A 17,361-nucleotide genomic window follows, 5' to 3' on the forward strand; every position below is an offset into this window, starting at 1 on the left:
ACCAGAGCCCACGAACACCGGCTCACGAACCCGCGACGAAAGCGAAGAACGATGCAGAACACGCAGCAGCCCTCCGGGATGCCGATCCACAAGTACGTCCCCTTCCACGAGCAGATCGCCGTCGAGCTGCCGGACCGCACGTGGCCCACGAAGCGCATCGACAAGGCCCCGCGCTGGTGTGCCGTCGACCTGCGTGACGGCAACCAGGCCCTCATCGACCCGATGGACGCCGAGCGGAAGCGCGCGATGTTCGACCTCCTCGTCCGGATGGGCTACAAGGAGATCGAGGTCGGGTTCCCGAGCGCCTCGCAGACCGACTTCGACTTCGTCCGGTCGCTGATCGACGAGGGCGCGATCCCCGACGACGTCACGATCCAGGTGCTGACCCAGGCGCGTGAGCACCTCATCCAGCGCACCTACGAAGCGATCGACGGCGCGAAGCAGGCCATCGTCCACCTGTACAACTCCACGAGCATCGTCCAGCGCGAGGTCGTCTTCCGCACCGACGTGCAGGGCGTGGTGGACATCGCGGTCACCGGCGCGAAGCTGTGCAAGGCTGCCGAGGCGACGCTGCAGCACGACACGACGATCTACTACGAGTACTCGCCGGAGTCCTACACGGGCACCGAGCTCGAGGTCGCGCTGGAGATCTGCAACGCCGTGCTCGAGGTCTTCGAGCCGATGCCCGAGCGCAAGGTCATCATCAACCTGCCCGCCACCGTCGAGATGGCCACGCCGAACGTCTACGCCGACTCGATCGAGTGGATGTCGCGCCGCCTCGCCCACCGCCAGGACGTCATCCTGTCGCTGCACCCGCACAACGACCGCGGCACCGCGGTCGCCGCCGCCGAGCTCGGCTACCTGGCCGGCGCCGACCGGATCGAGGGCTGCCTGTTCGGCAACGGTGAGCGCACCGGCAACGTGGACCTGGTCGCCCTCGGGATGAACCTGTTCACGCAGGGCATCGACCCGGAGATCTCGTTCGCCGACATCGACCAGGTGAAGCGCACCGTCGAGTACTGCAACCAGCTGCCGGTGCCCGAGCGCCAGCCGTGGGCGGGTGACCTGGTGTACACGGCGTTCAGCGGCTCGCACCAGGACGCCATCAACAAGGGCTTCGAGGCGATGAAGGCGAAGGCCGCCGCCGCGGGCAAGGACATCGACGAGATCGCGTGGGCGGTGCCGTACCTGCCCGTCGACCCGAAGGACATCGGCCGGTCGTACGAGGCCGTCATCCGCGTCAACTCGCAGTCCGGCAAGGGCGGTGTGGCGTACCTGCTCAAGACCGACCACGCCCTCGACCTGCCCCGCAAGCTGCAGATCGAGTTCTCCGGCGTCGTCCAGCGGCACACCGACACCGAGGGTGGCGAGTTCTCGTCGCAGCGCATCTGGGACGTGTTCCAGGACGAGTACCTGCCCGCGTCGATCGACGACGAGAAGTGGGGCCGCTACGAGCTCACCAAGACGGCGACGTCGAGCGACTTCGAGGGCACGACCTCGCTGTCCGTGGCTCTCCGGGTCGACGAGGGCGCGGTCACGGCCGAGGCCGTCGGCACCGGTCCCATCGACGCGTTCCTGAAGGTGCTCGCCGAGCAGGGCGTCCAGGTCACCCTGTACGACTACTCCGAGCACACGATGAGCGCCTCCGGTGACGCCAAGGCCGCGTCCTACGTCGAGCTCGACGTCGACGGCGTGCGCCTGTGGGGCGTCGGCATCGACGCCGACATCTCGACGGCGTCGCTCAAGGCGATCGTGTCCGCGGTGAACCGCGCGGTGCGCGCGGGTGCCGCGGCCGGTGCCGACGCGCCGGAGCTCGTCTCCGCCTGAGACGCAACCAGACAGGAGGCTCCCCACCGGGCACGGCCTGATCGCCGCTGGCGCGTCGACCAGGTACCGGCCGGTGTGGGCCCAGGTGTGGGTCCGTCCCGCACCGCGCCTCCCGTCTGTGCGCACGTTCACTGCCTGACGCAAGACGCCGTCGTGTTGCCGAGGCGCCTCCGAAAGTCGCGGCGTCTCGACGAGTGCGCGGCGTCCGGCGAAGACGTCGGCGTCTTGTCGCAGTGCCCCCGCCCGGCACCGCACGCGGCTGTCGGCGGGGCGGGGGATACTGGGGACATGCCGCTGTACCGGGACGAGTGCGTCGTGTTGCGCACCCACAAGCTCGGTGAAGCCGACCGCATCGTCACGATGCTCTCGCGGCAGCACGGCAAGATCCGCGCGGTGGCCAAGGGCGTGCGGCGGACGGCGTCGAAGTTCGGCAGCCGGCTCGAGCCGTTCATGGTCGTGGACGCCCAGTTCTACGAGGGCCGGTCGCTCGACATCGTCACCCAGGCGGAGTCCCTCGGTGCGTACGGGGCCCAGATCGTCGCCGACTACGGCGCGTACACGGCGGCCAGCGCCATGGTCGAGACCGCCGACCGACTGAGCGAGGCCGACGCCGGGCTGCAGCAGTACCTGTTGCTCGTCGGGGCGCTCCGCTCGTTGTCCCGCGGCGAACACCAGTCCAGCGCGACCCTCGACTCGTACCTGCTCCGCGCGATGAGCATCGCAGGGTGGGCGCCCTCGTTCAGCGACTGTGCGGTGACGGGGGAGCCCGGCCCGCACTCGGCCTTCGTGGTGCAGCTCGGTGGTGTCGTCGCCGACCGTGCGGCGCCCCCGGGGACTCCCCGGCTCGACCCGGCGACGCTCGGTGTGCTCGGCTCCCTGCTGGCGGGTGACTGGGCGACGGTGGACGCCACCGACGAGCGGACGCGTTCGCGGGCCTCCGGCGTGGTCGCGGCCTACGCCCAGTGGCACCTGGAACGATCGCTCCGGTCCCTGCCGCACGTCGACCGCTCCGAGCACCCGATGCCCGTGCCCCAGACCCACGGCGGACCCGAGGCGACAGCGCGCGCGGTGGCCTCGACCCCGGCACCCGCCGTGCCCGACCCCGATCCCGCTGTCGAAGGAGCCCCCACCGCATGAGCCCACGCCGCCCCGACGACGTCGAACCGTTCCGCCCGATCGACTGGACCGGCGAGACGCCCCCGGCGATCCCGGCCCGGTTCGTGCCGGAGCACGTGGCCATCGTCATGGACGGCAACGGCCGGTGGGCGAACGGCCGCGGTCTGACGCGGATCGAGGGGCACAAGGCGGGCGAGGCGTCGTTGCTCGACGTCGTCGCGGGCGCCATCCAGATCGGCGTCGGGCACGTGTCGGCGTACGCGTTCTCGACGGAGAACTGGAAGCGCTCCCCGGAAGAGGTCCGGTTCTTGATGGGCTTCAACCGCGACGTCATCCGTCGGCGCCGCGACCAACTGCACCAGTGGGGCGTCAAGGTGCGGTGGGCCGGTCGGCGTCCGCGACTGTGGCGGAGCGTCATCGACGAGCTCGAGACCGCCGAGCGGATGACCGCGGGCAACGACGTCCTGACGCTGACGATGTGCGTGAACTACGGCGGCCGGAACGAGATCGTCGACGCGGTGCGGGGCATGGCCGAGGACGTCGCCGCCGGTCGCCTGAAGCCGAGCCAGGTCACCGAGAAGGCCCTGGCGAAGCGGCTCTACGTGCCGGAGATGCCCGACGTCGACCTGTTCCTCCGGAGCTCCGGCGAGCAGCGCACGAGCAACTTCCTGCTCTGGCAGTCCGCCTACGCCGAGATGGTGTTCCTCGACCGGCTCTGGCCGGACTTCCGCCGCACCGACCTGTGGGGTGCGATCGAGGAGTACGCCAGCCGCGACCGTCGCTACGGCGGTGCGGTCGACGCGCCGACGGCGTAGTCCGAGCCGAGGCGGACGCCGGGCCGGGGCCGAGTCTCGGATCCGCGGACAGGCTGCGCCGTCTGAGCGGCGCGGAATGTCCGCGCAGCCGAGACTCGGCTGCGCGCCACACCTCAGCCCGGCAGCGCCCCGTCGAGCAGGTGCGCCGCCGACCGCACGGCGTCCAGCGCGGCCAGCACGCTGGGGACCCGCTCGGCCCCGCGCGCCACGACGACCTCGACGCGTCGGGCCAGGTCGTCGTCCACCGGATCGATCGCGACACCCGCGGGGATGACCGTCGTCGCGAGTGCCAGCCGGGGGAGCAGCGCCACCCCGAGCCCCGCGGCGACGAGTCCCACCACCGCGGCCGCGTTGTCCGTCTCGAGCACGATGTCCGGCGTGAACCCCGCGCTCGCACACGAGGCGAGCAGGTGGCCTCGGCAGCGCGGGCAGCCCCCGATCCACCGGGCGTCGTGGTGGGACGCGAGGTCCACGACGGTGGAGCCGACGGGGCGGCGTCGTTCCGCGCCTCCCGGCTCGACCGGCGTCACCAGGGCGAGCGGATCGCGCCCGAGCGCCCGGGTGACGAGCCCGGGGTCCGGCGCCGACCCGATCTCGTCCCCGACGTAGGTGAACGTGAGGGCGACGTCGACCGCACCGCCGCGCAGCAGGTCGAGCGCCTCGGGCGGTTCGACCTCGACGTACGAGGTCGTCACGCCCGGTGCCGTCGCCGCCAGCCGGGCGAGCACGGCGGGCACGAGCGCCGAGGACGCGCTCGGGAACCCGGCGAGGCGCACCCGACCGCGGCTGAGCCCGCCGACGGCGTCCAGGTCCTCGCGCGCGGCGGTGAGTGCGGCCTGGACGTGCAGGGCGTGGTCCGCGAGCACCTGGCCGGCGTGGGTGAGTGTCGCCCCGCGTCCGCCCCGCAGCACCAGCGCGTGCCCGAGGCGTTGCTCGGCCCGGGCCACCAGCTGGCTGACGGCGGGCTGACTCGACCCGATCGCGGCGGCGGCGCGGGTGATCGACCCGCCGTCGGCCACGGCGCGCAGGACCCGGAGCAGCTGGGGATCGATCTCGTCCATCACGCAATGTTATCGGTGGCACAACGAGCCGGCCCTGGTGTGATGGGGCGGGAACCGGGACGCTGTCCGCATGGACTCCTTCCCGGCCGGCCGTGGCTACCTGGCGGCGTGCACCGCTGGCCTGCCGACCCGCGGCACCCTCGCCGCCCAGCGAGCCGACCTCGACGCGTGGTCCCGTGCGGAGACCTCACCGGCCCGGTACGGGGCCCTGGTCGAGGAAGGCCGCACGCTCTTCGCCGCGCTGGTCGGCGTCCCCGCGGAGCGCGTCGCGACCGGTTCGCAGACCTCGGTGATGGCCGCCGTCGTCGCCGACGCGCTGCCGGACGGTGCCGAGGTGGTCGTCCCCGACGGCGACTTCAGCTCGGTCGTCTTCCCGTTCCTCGCGCAGGCGCACCGCGGCATCCGGGTCCGGAGCGTCCCGCTGGACCGGCTCGCCGCCTCGGTCGGACCCGACACGGCCCTGGTCGCGTGGTCCGCGGTGCAGTCCGCCACCGGTGTGGTCACGGACCCCGACCCGGTCGTCGCCTCCGCGCGACGCGTCGGTGCCCTGACCCTCTGCGACCTCACGCAGGCCGCCGGCGTCCTGCCCGTCGACGCCGCACCGTTCGACGTGACGCTCACGCACACCTACAAGTGGCTCTGCGCACCGCGCGGCGTCGCCTTCATGACGCTCTCCGACACCGCCCTCGGTCGGCTCCGCCCGGTGCAGGCCGGCTGGTACGCGGGAGCGGACGTCTGGTCCTCCTGCTACGGCCCCGCCATGCACCTGGCCGACGACGCCCGCCGCTTCGACGTCTCCCCGGCCTGGCAGGCGTGGCCCGGCGCCGTGGCCGCGCTCGAGCACGCGGTCGCGCTCGACCAGCATGCGGTCTGGAGGCACGCCACCGGTCTCGCGGATCGGCTGTGCGACGCCCTCGGGTCGCCTCGGCAGGGCGACGGGCAGGGCGACGGGCAGGCGATCGTGACGTTCGCGGACGCCGACGGTTCGGCCCTGCGGGCCCTCACCGCCGCCGGGCTCACCGCCTCGGGGCGTGCCGGTCGGCTGCGCATCGCGTTCCACCTGTGGAACGACGAGTCGGACGTGACCGACGTCGCGGCCGCGCTCGGCGGGGTGGGGCCGACCACGTCGGCCAGGTGAGCGCGGCGGGCGGACGCGGGGCGGGCCTCCCGGCCGACGATCGCCGGTAGTCTTGCCCGGACCGTTTCCGCACCGAGCACCCAGCTCGGCGACCTCTGGAGCACCCTTTGGCACAGCCCTCCCGTCTCGACAGCGTCATCGCCCTGGCCAAGCGCCGCGGCTTCGTCTTCCAGTCGGGTGAGATCTACGGAGGCTCCCGCTCCGCGTGGGACTACGGGCCCCTCGGTGTGGAGCTCAAGGAGAACATCAAGCGCCAGTGGTGGCAGCGGTTCGTCCGCGGCCGCGGGGACATGGTCGGCCTCGACTCCGCGGTGATCCTGCCCCGCAAGGTGTGGGAGGCCTCCGGCCACGTCGCGACCTTCACCGACCCGCTGGTGGAGTGCCTGCACTGCCACCACCGGTTCCGCGAGGACCACCTGATCGAGGCGTTCGTCGCCAAGAAGGGCCGCGACCCCGAGGGCCGCATGGCCGAGATCGCCTGCCCGAACTGCGGCACCCGCGGCGAGTGGACCGAGCCCCGCGAGTTCTCCGGGATGCTCAAGACCTACCTCGGCCCGGTCGAGTCCGAAGAGGGCCTGAACTTCCTGCGCCCCGAGACCGCCCAGGGCATCTTCGTCGACTTCGCGCAGGTCGTCACGACCAGCCGTATGAAGCCCCCGTTCGGCATCGGCCAGGTCGGCAAGGCGTTCCGCAACGAGATCACGCCCGGCAACTTCATCTTCCGCACGCGGGAGTTCGAGCAGATGGAGATCGAGCACTTCGTGCCGCCGGCCGAGGCGGGGGAGCACTACGAGCAGTGGATCGCCGACTCGGTCGCGTTCTACACCGACCTCGGCATCGACCCCGAGAACCTGCGTCGCTTCGACGTGCCGGACGGCGAGCGGGCGCACTACTCCGACGCCACCGCCGACATCGAGTACCGCTTCGGCTTCACCGGCTCGGAGTGGGGCGAGCTGATGGGCGTCGCGAACCGCACCGACTTCGACCTCAACAACCACATCGAGTCGTCCGGCCAGGACCTCCGGTTCTTCGACCAGGCCGCCAACGAGAAGTACGTGCCCTACGTCATCGAGCCGTCGTTCGGCCTGACCCGTGCGCTCATGGCGTTCCTGCTCGACTCCTACCACGAGGACGAAGCGCCCAACGCGAAGGGCGGCGTCGACAAGCGCACCGTCCTGCGCCTCGACCCGCGCCTGGCCCCGGTGAAGGCCGCCGTCTTGCCGCTGTCGCGCAACGAGCAGCTCTCGCCCGTCGCCCGCGGCCTGGCCGACGACCTGCGCAAGAACTGGAACGTGGACTTCGACGACGCCGGCGCGATCGGCCGTCGCTACCGTCGCCACGACGAGATCGGCACGCCGTTCTGCATCACGGTCGACTTCGACACGCTCGAGGACAAGGCCGTCACGGTGCGCGAGCGCGACACCATGAGCCAGGAGCGCGTCTCGCTCGACCAGCTGCAGGGGTACCTCGCGCAGCGGTTGCTCGGCGCGTAGGGGTTCCGCGGCTCCGCAAGACACCGGTGTTCGTGCGTTGCACACCCGCAATCGGGTGTTCGACCTGCGAACACCGGTGTTCTGCTGCCGGCGCCGGGAATGCGCGGCGCACGAGCGCGTTGGGATCAGCATGAACGACTCCGTGAAGGTCGATGTCTGGTCGGACATCGCCTGCCCCTGGTGCTACATCGGCAAGCGCAAGTTCGAGGCCGGCGTCGCCGCGTTCGGCGCCTCGGCGGACGGCCGCCCGGTCGAGGTCGAGTACCACTCCTTCGAGCTCAGCCCGGACACCCCCGTCGACTTCGAGGGCACCGAGGCCGAGTTCCTGTCGAGCCACAAGGGCATGCCCGTCGAGCAGGCGCAGCAGATGCTCGACCAGGTCACGGCGATCGCCGCGGGCGTCGGGCTCGACTACGACTTCGAGGCGATGCACCACACCAACACCGTGAAGGCCCACCAGGTCATCCACCTCGCCAAGCAGCACGGCAAGCAGCTCGAGATGGTCGAGCGCCTGTTCACCGCCTACTTCGAGCGCGGCGAGCACGTCGGCCAGGAGTCCTCGCTGGCCGACCTGGCGGCGGAGATCGGCCTGGACCGCGACGAGGTCCTCAGCACCCTGCGCGACGACGCCCAGCTCGCCGCCGTCCGTGCCGACCAGGCCCAGGCGCAGGCCTACGGGATCAACGGCGTGCCGTTCTTCGTGATCGACGGCAAGTACGGCGTCTCCGGTGCCCAGGACCCCTCGGCGTTCGAGCAGGTGCTCCGCCAGGTGGTCGCGCTCCGCGAGACCACGCCGGAGGAGGTCGCCTCGGCGGCCGAGCGCGCTGCGGACGACGCGAGCGCGGACGTGGCGGCGACCCGATGACGGACGCGACGCGCCCCGGCCTGCTCACGCTGGTCACGGCCGGCGGTGCGCCGGTCTGCGACGGTGATTCGTGCCTGATCGACGCCGGATCGTTCGCCGGTGCCGAGGGCGACTGGACCGAGGTGCCGGACTGACGCTTCCGTCGGTCGCGCGTCGCGCGCCGGTGGTCCCGCGCCCCCGTGCGGTCGTTGCGCCCCGACCCTGCGGGGCGCGACGGCTGTGCGGGGGCGCGATCCGTCGGTCGCCAGGCCGATCAGTCGCGCTGCGGTTCTTCGTCGGTGATGTCCGCGACGGTCGCGCCGTAGGCGGCGACGAGTGCGTCCGCGTCCACGAAGGCGCTCGCGCCGTGGCGTCCGGCGCCCAGGGCGACCCTGCGTCCGACGATGCGCTCGTCGGCGTACACCGGCAGGTCACCCGTGGCGCCGATCGGCGTGATGGTCCCGCGTTCGTAGCCGGACGCGCCGAGCGCGGTGGCAGCGTCGGGCATCGAGAGCTTGTTGACCCCGACGACGGTGCGCAGCTTCTTCCAGGCGATGCTGCGCCCGCCCGGCACCAGGGCGAGCAGGAACCCGCCGTCGTGGCGCTTCACCACCAGGGTCTTGACGATGTCGCCGGGTTCGATGCCGAGCAGTTCGGCGGCCTGGTGCAGGGAGTCCGCGGCCGGGCGCTCGACCACCTCGACCGGCAGGCGGCGGGCCTGGGCGTCGGCGTCGAACCGGGTGCTGGCGTCGGTCGTCATGTGGAGAACGCTACCGGCGCGCACCGACGTGGGAAGATGGGTCAGGTATGACGATCACACAAGCACCCGCCTCGCGAGTCGGCGGCCCCCTGCGCATCGGCCCGATCGAGGTCGACGTGCCGGTCGTGCTCGCGCCGATGGCCGGGATCACGAACATGGCGTACCGCCGGCTGTGCCGCGAGTACGGCGCCGGGCTCTACGTGTGCGAGATGATCACCTCGCGGGCGCTCGTCGAACGCACCCCCGTGTCGATGCAGCTCATCCAGCACCACGAGTCCGAGACCCCGCGGTCGATCCAGCTGTACGGCGTCGAGCCGAACACCGTGGCCGAAGCGGCGTCGATCCTGGTGGGCGAGGACCGTGCCGACCACATCGACCTGAACTTCGGGTGCCCGGTGCCCAAGGTCACCCGCAAGGGCGGCGGCGCGGCCCTGCCCTGGAAGCTCGACCTGTTCCGCGAACTCGTCACCAAGACCGTGCGCGCCGCGGGCGACGTCCCCGTCACCGTCAAGATGCGCAAGGGCATCGACGAGGACCACCTGACCTACCTCGACGCCGCCCGCATCGCGCGTGACGCCGGGGTCGCCGCGGTCTCGCTGCACGCCCGCACCGCGAACGAGCACTACTCCGGGCACGCCGACTGGTCGGCGATCGCCACGCTGAAGGAGACGGTGACCGACATCCCGATCCTCGGCAACGGGGACATCTGGTCGGCCGCCGACGCCCTCCGGATGATCGACGAGACCGGCGCCGACGGCGTGGTCGTCGGGCGTGGCTGCCTCGGCCGCCCGTGGCTGTTCGGCGACCTGGCCGCGGCGTTCCGTGGCGAGGGCCTGCGCTACATGCCGTCCCTGGGCGAGGTCGCCGACGGGTTCCGCCGGCACGCCGAGCTGCTCGTCGAGTTCTTCGGCGACGAAGAGCACGCCTGCCGCGACATCCGCAAGCACGTGGCCTGGTACTTCAAGGGGTACCCGATCGGCAGCGACGTCCGGTCCGGCCTGGCGATGGCGTCGAGCCTGCAGGAGATCGACGACTTCCTCGGCCAGCTCGACCACGACGCGCCGTACCCGGGTGCCGACGCCGAGGGGCCGCGCGGTCGTGCCGGTCACCCCAAGCGCACCGCCCTGCCCGACCGCTGGCTCGAGAGCCGCGACGTCGACTCCGAGTTCCGCAAGGTCCTGGCCGCCGCCGAACTGCACCACAGCGGCGGATGAGCGCCACCGCCTCGTACGGCCCGGCCGACGCGGAGCGCTGGCTCCCCGAGGAGCACGGCAACCGCCGCTCGGACTTCGCCCGTGACCGCGCCCGACTGCTGCACTCCAGCGCGCTCCGGCGTCTGGCCGCCAAGACCCAGGTGCTCAGCCCGACCGCGGGGCTCGACTTCGCCCGCAACCGGCTGACCCACTCGCTCGAGGTCGCGCAGGTCGGTCGCGAGCTCGCCGACTCGCTCGGGCTCGACCCCGACGTGGTCGACACCGCCTGCCTGGCGCACGACATCGGACACCCGCCCTTCGGGCACAACGGCGAGACCGCGGTGAACGCCTGGGCGAGCGGCATCGGTGGGTTCGAGGGCAACGCGCAGACGCTCCGGTTGCTCACGCGGCTCGAGCCGAAGGTCTACGGCGTCCGGCCCGGCGCCGGCGCCGACGTCGACCGTCCGTTCGGGCTCAACCTGACCCGCGCATCGTTGGACGCCAGCTGCAAGTACCCGTGGCCCGCTGCGCAGGGGGTGTCGGAGTCGTCGTCCGGGCGCACCAAGTTCGGCTTCTACGACGACGACCACGACGCCTTCGAGTGGCTCCGCGCCGGTGCTCCGCGTCGTCAGCGGTGCATCGAGGCGCAGGTCATGGACCTCGCCGACGACATCGCGTACTCCGTGCACGACTTCGAGGACGCCGTCGTCGCCGGGTTCATCGACGTCGCGGCCCTGGGGGACCGCGTCGGCGAGAACGACATCGTGACCGCCATGCACGCCTGGGTCGGCGACGACCTGAGCCGCGACGAGCTGCTCGAGGCGTTCGACCGCCTGCGTGCGTTGCCCCTGTGGATGACCGCGTACGACGGCTCCCGCCGTGACGCCGCACGCCTGAAGAACCTGACGTCGCAGCTGATCGGACGCTTCGCGCGCACCGCGACGGCCGCCACCCGCGAGTCCTACGCCTCGGGGTCGCTCGTGCGCTTCGCCGCGTCGGTCGTCACCCCACCCGAGATCATCGGGGAGATCGCGGTGCTCAAGGGCATCGTCGCGGCCTTCGTGATGACCCAGGGCGACCGTCAGCCCGTGTACGAGGACCAGCGCCGCGTGCTCACCGAACTGCTCGACGCACTGGCGGCCACCGGTGCGTCCGACCTGGAGCCGGGGTTCGCCGCCGACTGGCACGCCGCGGACGACGACGCCGGCCGACTGCGCGCCGTCGTCGACCAGGTCGCGAGCCTGACCGACCAGGGCGCCTTCGCCTGGCACCGACGTCTGGTGGTGGGTGACCGTGAACCGGTCCACATCGCCGTCTGACCGGTCCGCCGACGTCGGTCCCACGAACTAGGATCGAGGGGTGGCTGGCAGGATCGCGCGGAACGACATCGACGAGGTCCGCTCGCGTGTCAACATCGCCGACGTCGTGGGCGACTACGTCACGCTGAAGCACGCGGGCGTCGGGTCGATGAAGGGCCTCTGCCCCTTCCACGACGAACGCTCCCCGTCGTTCCACGTCCGGCCCCAGGTCGGCCGCTACCACTGCTTCGGTTGTGGCGAGGACGGCGACGTCTTCAGCTTCATCATGGCGCAGGACCACACCACCTTCGCCGAGGCCGTCGAGCGCATGGCCGCGAAGATCGGCTACACCCTGCACTACGAAGAGGGCGACGGGCCGCGCACCGACTACAACACCCGCGCACGGCTGATCGCCGCGAACGAAGCCGCGCTCGAGTACTTCACGGGGCAGCTCACCACGGCTGCCGCCGACCCCGCCCGCCGGTTCCTGGGGGAGCGCGGGTTCGACCCCTCGGCCGCCCAGCACTTCGGCGTCGGCTTCGCCCCGAAGTCCTACGACATGCTCAAGGACCACCTGCGCGGGCGCGGCTTCACGATGGAAGAACTCGTCTCCGGCGGTCTCGTCAGCCAGGGCGACCGCTCGCCGTACGACCGGTTCCGCGGGCGCCTGATGTGGCCGATCCGCGACGTCACCGGAGCCACCATCGGGTTCGGCGCGCGCCGCCTGCTCGAGGACGACAAGGGCCCCAAGTACCTCAACACGCCCGAGACCCCGATCTACCACAAGAGCCAGGTGCTCTACGGGCTCGACCTCGCCCGCCGCGACATCTCGAAGCAGAAACAGGTCGTCATCGTCGAGGGCTACACCGACGTGATGGCCTGCCACGTCGCGGGCGTCACGACCGCGGTCGCCACCTGCGGCACGTCGTTCGGGGTCGACCACATCAAGGTGCTGCGGCCGATGCTCGGTGACCTGGCGGGCGCCGACCCGAACGCCAACGGCGAGGTCGTGTTCACGTTCGACCCGGACGAAGCCGGGCAGCGTGCCGCCTCGCGTGCCTTCGCGGAGGAACAGCGCTTCGCGGCGCAGACCTACGTCGCCGTCGCGCCCGGCGGACTCGACCCGTGCGACCTCCGGTTGGCGCGCGGTGACGACGCCATCCGCCGACTGGTCACGAACAAGCGCCCGATGTTCGAGTTCATGATCCGCCGCACCCTGGACGGCCACGACCTCGAGACCGTCGAGGGGCGCGTCGGTGCCCTGCGTGCGGCCGCGCCCGTGCTCGCCGGTATCCGTGACCGCTCGCTGACGCAGGGCTACGTGCGCGAACTCGCCGGGTGGCTCGGCATGGAGATCCCCGAGGTCCGTCGGTCGGTCGAGACCGCCCGACGCCGTGCGGGGTCCGGGCAGGACGACCGGTCCGCAGGCTCGGGGCGCGACGGCCGTGCCGGAACCGGCACCGACGCAGCCGACACCCCCGACGAGCCCGTCGCCGGGATCCGCTCGCTGCCGAACGACCCCATCAGCCGCATGGAGCGCGACGCCGTGATGGCGATGGTGCAGCAGCCCACGTCCGTCGGGGCACCGATGCTCGGACTCGCTGCGTCGGCCACGTTCTCGACCCCGATGCTCGCCGCGGTGCGGGACGCCGTCGTCGCGAACGTCGACGTCATCGGTGCGGGGGACTGGCTCGACCGGCTGCTCGCCGACGTGCCCGCGCCGCTGCGCACCCTGACCCACGAGCTCGCTCTCGCGCCGATCCCAGCGCGCAACGCGGAGGACCTGGCGGCGTACTGCCGGAGCATCGTCGTGGCCCTGGTCGAGCGCGACCTGCTCGCCCGCAAGGCCTCGTTGCTGGGGCAGCTGCAGCGTGCCGACCCGCACGAGCAGGCCGAGCGTCGCGCCGAGATCCAGCGGCAGCTCGTCGACATCGACGGGCAGCGGATGCGGTTGCGCGCCGACGCCGAGGCGTCCTAGCCGCTCGTCGCGCGGCTTGTGGCCGGGGTGAGCCGACGTGCCCGCGTCCGGTCGCACGACACGCCGCGCGTGCGTCGCCGGGGGCGCGTGAACTGTCGTGCGGCGGGCCCGCGGGCGGCGGTCCGTGCGGCCCCGGGGGTCCGTGCGTGGTCAGGACGTGCCGCTCGTGGTGCGTCGAGTGGTCGCAGACCGTCGGCTGGTCGGGGTCCGGCCGACGGGATGTGACCGCGCGGGGTGGGGCGGGCGGGGAGTCGTGACCGGTCGGCGGGGGTGCGGGGCGTGGTCAGGACGTGCCGCTCGTGGTGCGTCGAGTGGTCGCAGACCGTCGGCTGGTCGGGGTCCGGCAGACGGGACGTGACCGCGCGGGGTGGGGCGGGCGGGGAGTCGTGACCAGTGGGCGGGGGTGGGAGGAATCGGCGGCGCCGGGACGGGCCTCCCGGCCGGGGTGCGCGGGGTGCGCGGGGTCGCACGACACGCGCGCGTGCGTCGCCGGGGGCGCGTGAACTGTCGTGCGGCGGGCCCGCGGGCGGCGGTCCGTGCGGCCCCGGGGGGTCCGCGCGTGGTCAGGACGTGCCGTGCGTGAGGCGTCGAGTGGTCGCAGACCGTCGGCTGGGCGGGGTCCGGCCGACGGGACGTGACCGCGCGGGGCGGGGCGGGTGGCGAGTCGTGACCGGTTGGCGGGGATGCGGGGCGTGGCGGGAGGGGGACGAGCCTCCGGGCGGGGCGGGCACCTCGACGAGGTCGCGCGAACCGGTGCACGACGGACCAACAACCGGCAGTCCGTGCGACCTCGATCGCCCGAACACCCAGGTTGCACCGCGCAACTTTCGTGCGTGACGCGCCGCTCGACTCCGGCGGAATCATGCATCACGCGATCAGCCCGTGCATTACAGCGGTGTAAACAAATCGCCCCCGGTTCGTTCTGTTCCGTGACAGGGTGATACCAATGAGCGTTCCTGGCCGGGCACACAGACGTTCCACCCTCCGGCACAGGACTCTTGCAATCATGACCAGAGAGGCAGCGGACATGGCATCCGTGACCAAGTGGGGCAAGCGCGGCATCGCGCTCGGCGCCGGTGCAGCAGCGACGGCGCTGGTGCTGACCGGCTGCGCGAGCAGCAGCGTGAGTGACACCGAACTGAACGGCCTGAGCATCGGGACGACGGACAAGATCACGTCCCTCGACCCGGCCGGTTCCTACGACAACGGCTCCTTCGCCGTGCAGAACCAGGTGTTCCCGTTCCTGATGAACACACCCGTGGGGAGCCCGGACGTCGAGCCGGACATCGCCACGAAGGCGGAGTTCACGAACCCGACCACCTACGAGGTCACCCTCAAGGACGGGCTCGAGTTCGCCAACGGCAACAAGCTCACGTCGAGCGACGTGAAGTTCTCGTTCGACCGCGAACTGAAGATCAACAACGAGAACGGTCCGCAGTCGCTGCTGGCCAACCTCAAGAGCATCGACACCCCGGACGACACCACCGTGGTGTTCAACCTCGACCACGCCGACCAGACCTGGCCGCAGGTGCTCTCGAGCCCCGCGGGTCCGATCGTCGACGAGGACGTCTTCAGCGCCACGAAGCTCACCAGCGCCGACGACATCGTCAAGGGCAAGGCCTTCGCCGGGCAGTACCAGATCAGCTCCTACAAGGAGAACGACACGATCCAGTACAAGACGAACCCGAAGTACGACGGCCTGCTCGGCAAGGCGAAGACCGACGAGGTCACCGCCAGCTACTACACCAAGGAGACCGACCTCAAGCTCGCCGTGCAGAAGGGCGACGTCGACGTGGCGTACCGCTCCCTGACGCCGACCGACATCTCTGACCTGCGGGGAGACGACTCCCTCAAGGTCACCGACGGCCCCGGCGGCGAGATCCGCTACGTGGTCTTCAACTTCAAGACGCAGCCGTTCGGCACCGGGCAGGACGACGCCGACGAGGCGAAGGCCCTGGCCGTGCGTCAGGCGGCTGCCGACGTCGTCGACCGTGCCCAGCTCGCGAAGGAGGTCTACAACGACACCTTCACCCCGCTGTACTCGATGGTCCCGGACGGCCTGACCGGCGCGGTCCAGCCGTTCAAGGAGATGTACGGCGACGGCGACGGCGGCGCAGACGTGTCCAAGGCGAAGAAGACACTGTCGGACGCCGGCGTCACGGGCAAGGTGCAGCTCGACATCCAGTACGCGCCCGACCACTACGGTTCGGCGTCGGACGACGAGTACGCGCTGCTCAAGCAGCAGCTCGAGGACTCCGGCCTGTTCACCGTCAACATCCAGTCGACGGTCTACACGACCTACGCCCAGGAGCGCACCAAGGACGCCTACCCCGTCTACCAGCTCGGCTGGTTCCCGGACTTCTCCGACGCCGACAACTACCTGTCGCCGTTCTTCACCAAGGAGAACTTCGTCCAGAACCACTACGACGACCCGGAGATCCAGGACCTCATCGCGAAGGAGCAGGCCGAGTCCGACCCGGACAAGCGTGCTGACCTGATCGAGCAGGCCCAGGAACGCGAGGCCACCCAGATCTCGACGCTGCCGCTGCTGCAGGGCAAGTCCGTCGCGGTCGCCGGCAAGGACGTCAAGGGCCTGACCCTCGACGCCTCGTTCAAGTTCCGGTACGCCACCCTGAGCAAGTAGCACCAAGCCCCACGTGCAGGCCGCGGGCGTTCCCACGAGGGACGCCCGCGTGCCTGTGCAACGGCGACGAAAGGCACCCACCCCGTGACCCTCAGCACTCCCGAGGCAACGCAGGACGTGAACGGCACCGATCCCACCAAGCCACAGGCACAACGCAGTGCCAAGAACAGTGGCGGCGGACTCGGCCGGTACATCCTCGTCAGGTTCCTCCTCATCATCCCGACCGTCTTCATCCTGGTGACGCTCGTGTTCTTCCTGATGCGCGTCATCGGGAACCCGATCACCGCGTCGGTCGGCGGCCGGCTCACGCCGAGCCAGCTGCAGGAACGCCTGCACGCCGCCGGGTACGACCGACCGGTGCTCGTGCAGTACTTCGAGTACCTCGGCAACATCCTGCGCGGTGACTTCGGCACCTCGTCGACGGACAACCGTCCGATCACCGACATCATCGTCACGTACGGCGGCGCGACCGCGGAGCTCGTGTTCTACGCGCTCATCGTCGCGCTGGTGCTCGGCATCCCGCTCGGCATGCTCGCCGCGTACACCCGCGACAAGTGGCCGGACGTGCTGCTCCGTGCGCTGGCGATCCTGACCTACGCCACCCCGGTGTTCTTCGGCGGCCTGCTGCTCAAGCTCGTCTTCTCGGTGTGGCTCGACTGGTTGCCCCTGGGCGACCGCGCGTCGACCCGGGTGTCGCTCATCCTCGACGGCATCCCCGGCGCGAGCGGGATCTACATCGTCGACGCGCTCCGCACCGGCAACGCCGAGGTCATCGGTGACGTGCTCCAGCACGCCGTCCTGCCCGCGCTGACGCTCGGCCTGCTCACCGCCGGCATCTTCCTGCGCCTGGTGCGCGCGAACATGATCGGGTCGCTCGGCTCCGAGTACGTCGACGCCGCCCGGTCCCGCGGTGTGCGCGAGTCGCGCTTGGTGCGCACCCACGCGTTCCGTCCGGCGCTCGTGCCGATCATCACCGTGATGGGGCTGCAGATCGCGATGCTCCTGGGCGGCTCGGTGCTCACCGAGACGACCTTCGGGTGGCGCGGCCTGGGCTTCGAACTCAACCAGTACCTGTCGGCCCGTGACTTCGTCGCGGTGCAGGGCATCGTCGCGATGCTGGCGGTGATCGTCGCGGTGACCAACTTCATCGTCGACGTCGTCGCCGCCCTGATCGACCCGAGAGTGAGGTTCTGA

At 71.2% G+C, this 17,361-nt stretch carries 14 protein-coding genes; 12 read left to right on the forward strand and 2 right to left on the reverse strand.

Features of this window, described 5'->3' with window-relative positions; genetic code table 11:
• Nucleotides 1–51: 51 nt before the first annotated feature.
• The 3 genes from leuA to MXD64_RS07490 all read left to right on the forward strand — a co-directional run bounded on the left by leuA (nt 52) and on the right by MXD64_RS07490 (nt 3,758).
• Entirely contained in the window at nt 52–1,827 is a 1,776-nt protein-coding gene (gene leuA, locus MXD64_RS07480; RefSeq protein WP_263137344.1) for a 2-isopropylmalate synthase, read from the forward strand.
• A 288-nt stretch (nt 1,828–2,115) separates the two neighbouring features.
• On the forward strand, nt 2,116–2,964 hold the full coding sequence (recO, locus tag MXD64_RS07485) for a DNA repair protein RecO (RefSeq protein WP_042540155.1): 849 nt from the start codon (nt 2,116–2,118) through the stop codon (nt 2,962–2,964).
• Nucleotides 2,961–3,758 (forward strand): isoprenyl transferase, encoded by a 798-nt coding sequence (locus tag MXD64_RS07490; RefSeq protein WP_017886684.1) that lies wholly within the window; start codon nt 2,961–2,963, stop codon nt 3,756–3,758. The genes recO and MXD64_RS07490 overlap by 4 nt, the downstream gene beginning before the upstream one ends.
• Before the next feature lie 113 nt (nt 3,759–3,871).
• Here the strand turns inward: MXD64_RS07490 and MXD64_RS07495 are convergent, their stop codons facing one another.
• Nucleotides 3,872–4,819, reverse strand: coding sequence for a LysR family transcriptional regulator (locus MXD64_RS07495; RefSeq protein ID WP_056068302.1), 948 nt, complete (start codon nt 4,817–4,819; stop codon nt 3,872–3,874).
• A 70-nt stretch (nt 4,820–4,889) separates the two neighbouring features.
• Here MXD64_RS07495 and MXD64_RS07500 point away from each other — a divergent pair, with 70 nt between their 5' ends.
• The 4 genes from MXD64_RS07500 (at nt 4,890) to MXD64_RS07515 (ending at nt 8,449) form a co-directional block, all read left to right on the forward strand.
• Nucleotides 4,890–5,957: an aminotransferase class V-fold PLP-dependent enzyme gene (locus MXD64_RS07500; RefSeq protein WP_056068304.1), complete on the forward strand. Its 1,068-nt coding sequence runs from the start codon at nt 4,890–4,892 to the stop codon at nt 5,955–5,957.
• A gap of 107 nt (nt 5,958–6,064) precedes the next feature.
• The gene (locus MXD64_RS07505) at nt 6,065–7,450 is read left to right on the forward strand and encodes a glycine--tRNA ligase (RefSeq protein ID WP_263137345.1); all 1,386 of its coding nucleotides are present in this window, start codon (nt 6,065–6,067) and stop codon (nt 7,448–7,450) included.
• Nucleotides 7,451–7,580: 130 nt separating this feature from the next.
• The gene (locus MXD64_RS07510; RefSeq protein WP_263137346.1) at nt 7,581–8,315 is read left to right on the forward strand and encodes a DsbA family oxidoreductase; all 735 of its coding nucleotides are present in this window, start codon (nt 7,581–7,583) and stop codon (nt 8,313–8,315) included.
• A complete protein-coding gene (locus MXD64_RS07515) occupies nt 8,312–8,449 on the forward strand; it encodes a hypothetical protein (protein WP_262117451.1) in 138 nt (45 codons plus the stop codon). The genes MXD64_RS07510 and MXD64_RS07515 overlap by 4 nt, the downstream gene beginning before the upstream one ends.
• A 119-nt stretch (nt 8,450–8,568) precedes the next feature.
• On the opposite strand, the gene MXD64_RS07520 is transcribed toward MXD64_RS07515, so the two are convergent.
• Nucleotides 8,569–9,054, reverse strand: coding sequence for an aminoacyl-tRNA deacylase (locus tag MXD64_RS07520; protein WP_071251408.1), 486 nt, complete (start codon nt 9,052–9,054; stop codon nt 8,569–8,571).
• A gap of 47 nt (nt 9,055–9,101) precedes the next feature.
• Here MXD64_RS07520 and dusB point away from each other — a divergent pair, with 47 nt between their 5' ends.
• From dusB to MXD64_RS07545, 5 genes are all read left to right on the forward strand, one after another.
• On the forward strand, nt 9,102–10,268 hold the full coding sequence (gene dusB, locus MXD64_RS07525) for a tRNA dihydrouridine synthase DusB (RefSeq protein ID WP_017886691.1): 1,167 nt from the start codon (nt 9,102–9,104) through the stop codon (nt 10,266–10,268).
• A complete protein-coding gene (locus MXD64_RS07530; protein ID WP_071251410.1) occupies nt 10,265–11,566 on the forward strand; it encodes a deoxyguanosinetriphosphate triphosphohydrolase in 1,302 nt (433 codons plus the stop codon). The genes dusB and MXD64_RS07530 overlap by 4 nt, the downstream gene beginning before the upstream one ends.
• A 40-nt stretch (nt 11,567–11,606) precedes the next feature.
• Nucleotides 11,607–13,523 (forward strand): DNA primase, encoded by a 1,917-nt coding sequence (gene dnaG / locus MXD64_RS07535; RefSeq protein ID WP_017886693.1) that lies wholly within the window; start codon nt 11,607–11,609, stop codon nt 13,521–13,523.
• 1,027 nt (nt 13,524–14,550) lie between these two features.
• Complete coding sequence (locus MXD64_RS07540) at nt 14,551–16,167, forward strand: ABC transporter substrate-binding protein (protein ID WP_017886694.1); 1,617 nt, start codon at nt 14,551–14,553, stop codon at nt 16,165–16,167.
• A gap of 117 nt (nt 16,168–16,284) precedes the next feature.
• A complete protein-coding gene (locus MXD64_RS07545) occupies nt 16,285–17,361 on the forward strand; it encodes an ABC transporter permease (protein WP_082046916.1) in 1,077 nt (358 codons plus the stop codon).

Source organism: Curtobacterium sp. Arg-1 (assembly GCF_025643395.1).
Taxonomy (GTDB): domain Bacteria; phylum Actinomycetota; class Actinomycetes; order Actinomycetales; family Microbacteriaceae; genus Curtobacterium; species Curtobacterium poinsettiae.